Here is a 4,072-nt window from a genome sequence, read left to right as displayed (position 1 = left end):
AGCCGACGAGAACAATCCGCTACGCATCAAAATGCTTAAAAAAGAAAGCCCAATGTAAGCGAACGCTTCATTTTTTACGCCGCTTTTGCTGCGCCGCGTCAATCGCAGCGGCCTTTGCGGCATTGGGTTCAGCAGCTTGCGAAGACGCGCTGCAGCGCCGCATGCCCTTGTTATGTTGATCTATCCGTCGCCTATACTCGATTCAGGCGTTGGCAGTGCATGACTCCAGAAATAGAGCCGCTGTCCGCGCCGATATTAGACAAGGAGACAAGTATGACGACCTACTTCACGATTGGCGATTTCATCCTGGTCATCCCGATGGCGTTGGCCGGCGCTCTGTTTGTCGGCGCGCTTCCCTGCAAGACGGAGTTGCGTCACAACGCACTACGCGTGCTCGGCGCGCTGATCGGCGTGGTGTTCGCGGTCGTGCTGGTCGAGGGCTTGCCTGCGCTGGTGTAGCGGAGTCCGGCGAAGACGGCCTGGACGCTTCGGGGATAGTTCGATCCGGATAGTTCGGTCGACTGAACGCGCAGTCTCTTCGGTCGCTGCGTGGGAAACGTGCGTACCTGAATGCCTTGATCAAAAAAGCCGCCCAAGCGGGCGGCTTTTCTATTGCTACGACAAATCTCTACCGTCGAAGCGCTCTGCGATCAGACCGCCTGATCGGTCGAAGGCTTTTCCCACAGGTTGACGCCACCTTCCGTTGCATAGCGGTCGATCTCAGCCAGCTCTTCCTTCGAGAACGCGAGATTCTTCAGCGCGCCGACGTTCTCACGCACTTGCTCCGCGCGGCTCGCGCCGATCAGCACGGACGTCACTCGCGGATCACGCAGCGCCCATGCGAGCGCCATTTGCGCGAGGCTTTGTCCGCGACGCTGCGCGATGTCATTGAGCTTGCGCACGTGCTCGATGTTTTGCGGGCTCAGATGCTCCTGCTTCAGCGAGCCGCCGCCCGGCTTGTTGACGCGCGCGTCTTCCGGCACGCCGTTCAGATACTTGCCGGTGAGCAAGCCCTGCGCGAGTGGCGTGAACGCGATCGCGCCGGCGCCGACCTTCTCGAGCGTATCCAGCAGTTCGCGCTCGATCCAGCGGTTGAGCATGTTGTACGCCGGCTGATGGATCAGCAGCGGCACCTTGTACTCGGCGAGCAACCTGGCCATTTCGAGCGTCTTGGTTGCCGAGTACGACGAAATACCAATGTACAGCGCCTTGCCTTGCTGCACGGCGCTCGCCAATGCACCGGCGGTTTCTTCGAGCGGCGTATCGGCATCAAAGCGATGCGAATAGAAAATATCGACGTAATCGAGGCCCATGCGCTGCAGGCTCTGATCGAGACTTGCCAGCACGTACTTACGCGAACCGCCACCCTGGCCATAGGGACCCGGCCACATGTCCCAACCTGCTTTCGACGAGATCAGCAGTTCGTCGCGATACGGCTTGAAGTCATCTTTGAAGAGACGGCCAAAGTTGGTTTCGGCGCTGCCGTACGGGGGACCGTAGTTGTTGGCGAGGTCGAAGTGAGTGACGCCCAGGTCGAAGGCCGTGCGCAGGATATCGCGCTGCGTGGAGATCGGTGTGGTGTCGCCGAAGTTGTGCCACAGGCCCAGCGACAGCGCCGGCAGTTTGAGACCCGATTTGCCGCAGACGCGGTATTGCATGTCCGAATAGCGTTCTGAAGCTGCTTCGTAAGCCATTGCTAGTGTCCTTGATGGTGAAGTCGCCCGGCGGTTGCGGGCGTGAGGAAATCACATGCTGCGAGAGGCGTGCGGATTCTATGTTTAGGTATGAGTGACGCTAGACCCCTATGGTAGCCAATCGACGTGATGCCTGCAGACGCCCAGCATGCGGGATGGACGATTGCTTGCAGCTCCCCTACACTTTGGCCGATCAAGGCTTCTCGAAGAGGTGGATTTCATGACGAAGGCGATTTCAATCGCGCTGGTTGTCGGCGGTATCGTGTTGTTGTATTTCGGTGGGCAGGCGTTCAACTCGGTCAGCAGCGAGGTATCGCGCGTGTTTACCGGATCGCCGACCAACAAGGCGATCATGCTGATTGTGGGCGGCGTTGTCGCCACGATTGCCGGCCTGACCGGGGTGGCGGTTTCAGGGCGCAAGCGGTAGCGCGCCGATGCCTACGCGGCGCGAGACCAACACAGATTCGCGCCGCGCCAGGTTAAGAACCTAGAAGGCAATTTCCGGCTTGGCCGCCGAGCGGGATCCCGGCAGCGGCACATTGCTCGCTCCGTGATAGGTAAACACCAAAGAAAACTTCACCTGATCGCTGAGGTTCTTGCCCGCAGAATGCAACGTGTTGCAATGAAAGAACACCACGTCGCCGGCCTTGAGTTCGGGCGAAACGGCGGTGCGAATCAAGGCCTGATTCTCTTCCAGATCGGAGCGGAAAAACTTGGCTTCGTCGAAGCGCTCGGACGTGAAGGCAGCGCCGTGCGACTTCGGCACAAACCACAATGCGCCGTTATCGACCGTCTCCGAACCAACTGCGACCCACACCGATACCAGGTCGTCACGCTCGAACGACCAATACCTCACGTCCCGATGCCAGCCGGTCAGGCTGCCATAAGCAGGGTGCTTGGTCATCATGCAATTGTGATGCGCCCGCGATAAGCGCGGCTCTTCACCGAAGTACAACTCCATCCAGCCACGAATTTCCGGCGCGGTCGCCCATTGCGCAAAACTCGGATGACGGCCATATGCGTCCAGTAAGCGGCGCACCGTGTGGCCGCCCGGCGCATGTTTGGATTCCGGCGCGCCCGGATACTGCAGATCTGCTTCGAACTCGATCGGCGCGACCGCTTCCTGCAACTGGCGCTCCGCAATCTGCTTCAGTTCGCCGCAGCGCTCCGGCGACACCAATCCGGGCACGACAACGAAACCCTGCTCTCGCAACGTGTGAATCTGCTCTTTCTTCGAATGAAGTGACATGGTGTTCCGTGACTTTCGACTAGCTGATGCTCGATTGTAAAACGGGCGCGATCGGACTGCGCGCAGTTTCGCCTTGCGAGCAGCCGCCGCCTTACGCACTACTTTCATGCGAAAGCCGATTGGCAGAGCACGGTGTGAGGGCAAGCTCGCACGATAATCGACCGCAAAGGGCACGACCCAGCGAGCGCGGCACCTCACGTTTTACCCGTAAAAACCCGTACTCGCAGGGTAAAAACGGACTTTCTGACGTCACGAATCACGTGTAGCCTTTCACACATGTTGATCGCTCTTCCCGCACTTTTACGGCGCACACAGGCCGCTGTGGCCGACTCCGCCGTCTTTCGCGTTCTTATCAGTCGAATTCCGGGCTCTCGCGTCGTCCTTCGCGACACCGCCATTGGCACATTTGGTGCTCATTCTGGCGCACACTCCGTCGCGCGACACGTTGCCTACCTGTGAAGCCATGCATACTCTTCTGAGCACCCGTCTTACCCGCGCCGCGCTGAAAGCGGCGCGTCCGGCGCGCCGCCATGTCGTGCGTGCGCTGCGTCACCATGCCACTCGCACTCGCGCATTAGGCGAACAATGGCGTGAAGCCAAAGCGGTCGACGGCATTCGCACGTGGTTCCACACTTTCTTCTCAGCATTACGCCTGCGAGGCGGTTCGCGCCGCTTTTCGCTGCGCACGCTGCTGCGCAAACCGACGCCGCTGCGCCTTACCGCCAAGCCAACTGCGCCGGTAGCCGCGCCGCAAAACTCAAGCCGCCGCCCACGACGTATGTCGACGAACGGCAGCACCGGCTGGTTTGCGTTCGCGTTTGCGAGTCGCTGAATGAGCGACTCGATGGAAGGTTTTGACGGCCGCTGAATCAGCGGCCGAATAGGCGACTGCGCTGTGAATGCGCGCCAGGCGAGTCATCGAGAGCGGACCGCCGAGTCGGCCTCGAACAACGCCCCCACGCCCGCAAGCGGATACGGACCGCTGCGGCTGCGTTGACGCCTTCATCACCCGCCACACAGCGTATCCATTCGATGGCAATAAAAAAACCCCGCCCGGCTCGCGCCGGCGGGGTCTTTTTTGCTGAAGCGGACTGCGCTTAATCCACGAGCGCGGCGACCGGTTCAGTGC

At 60.2% G+C, this 4,072-nt stretch carries 5 protein-coding genes; 3 read left to right on the top strand and 2 right to left on the bottom strand.

Annotation, left to right across the window (positions count from 1 at the left end; genetic code table 11):
- Positions 1-273 precede the first annotated feature (273 nt).
- On the top strand, positions 274-459 hold the full coding sequence (locus QOC89_RS28285) for a hypothetical protein (protein ID WP_120297341.1): 186 nt from the start codon (positions 274-276) through the stop codon (positions 457-459).
- Between the two features lie 191 nt (positions 460-650).
- Here the strand turns inward: QOC89_RS28285 and mgrA are convergent, their stop codons facing one another.
- Positions 651-1,694 (bottom strand): L-glyceraldehyde 3-phosphate reductase, encoded by a 1,044-nt coding sequence (gene mgrA / locus QOC89_RS28280; RefSeq protein ID WP_323048053.1) that lies wholly within the window; start codon positions 1,692-1,694, stop codon positions 651-653.
- 220 nt (positions 1,695-1,914) lie between these two features.
- On the opposite strand from mgrA, the gene QOC89_RS28275 reads away from it, so the two are divergent.
- Positions 1,915-2,121, top strand: a complete 207-nt coding sequence (locus QOC89_RS28275; protein ID WP_323048052.1) for a DUF3185 family protein — start codon at positions 1,915-1,917, stop codon at positions 2,119-2,121.
- Positions 2,122-2,181: 60 nt separating this feature from the next.
- Here QOC89_RS28275 and QOC89_RS28270 read toward each other — a convergent pair whose 3' ends face one another.
- A complete protein-coding gene (locus tag QOC89_RS28270) occupies positions 2,182-2,943 on the bottom strand; it encodes a phytanoyl-CoA dioxygenase family protein (RefSeq protein WP_323048051.1) in 762 nt (253 codons plus the stop codon).
- Between the two features lie 463 nt (positions 2,944-3,406).
- Here QOC89_RS28270 and QOC89_RS28265 point away from each other — a divergent pair, with 463 nt between their 5' ends.
- Positions 3,407-3,775 (top strand): hypothetical protein, encoded by a 369-nt coding sequence (locus QOC89_RS28265; protein WP_323048050.1) that lies wholly within the window; start codon positions 3,407-3,409, stop codon positions 3,773-3,775.
- Positions 3,776-4,072 lie beyond the last annotated feature (297 nt).

Origin of the sequence: Paraburkholderia sp. (assembly GCF_034668105.1) — a bacterium.
Classification (GTDB): Bacteria; Pseudomonadota; Gammaproteobacteria; order Burkholderiales; family Burkholderiaceae; genus Paraburkholderia.
Note: the sequence above shows the minus strand (reverse complement) of the source record. Positions and strands in the feature narration are given on the sequence as shown.

Excerpts from the sequence above, each read along its gene's own strand:
- QOC89_RS28265 (WP_323048050.1), top strand. The coding sequence starts at position 3,407 with ATGCATACTCTTCTGAGCACCCGTCTTACCCGCGCCGCGCTGAAAGCG.
- mgrA (WP_323048053.1), bottom strand. The coding sequence starts at position 1,694 with ATGGCTTACGAAGCAGCTTCAGAACGCTATTCGGACATGCAATACCGC.
- QOC89_RS28285 (WP_120297341.1), top strand. The coding sequence starts at position 274 with ATGACGACCTACTTCACGATTGGCGATTTCATCCTGGTCATCCCGATG.
- QOC89_RS28275 (WP_323048052.1), top strand. The coding sequence starts at position 1,915 with ATGACGAAGGCGATTTCAATCGCGCTGGTTGTCGGCGGTATCGTGTTG.
- QOC89_RS28270 (WP_323048051.1), bottom strand. The coding sequence starts at position 2,943 with ATGTCACTTCATTCGAAGAAAGAGCAGATTCACACGTTGCGAGAGCAG.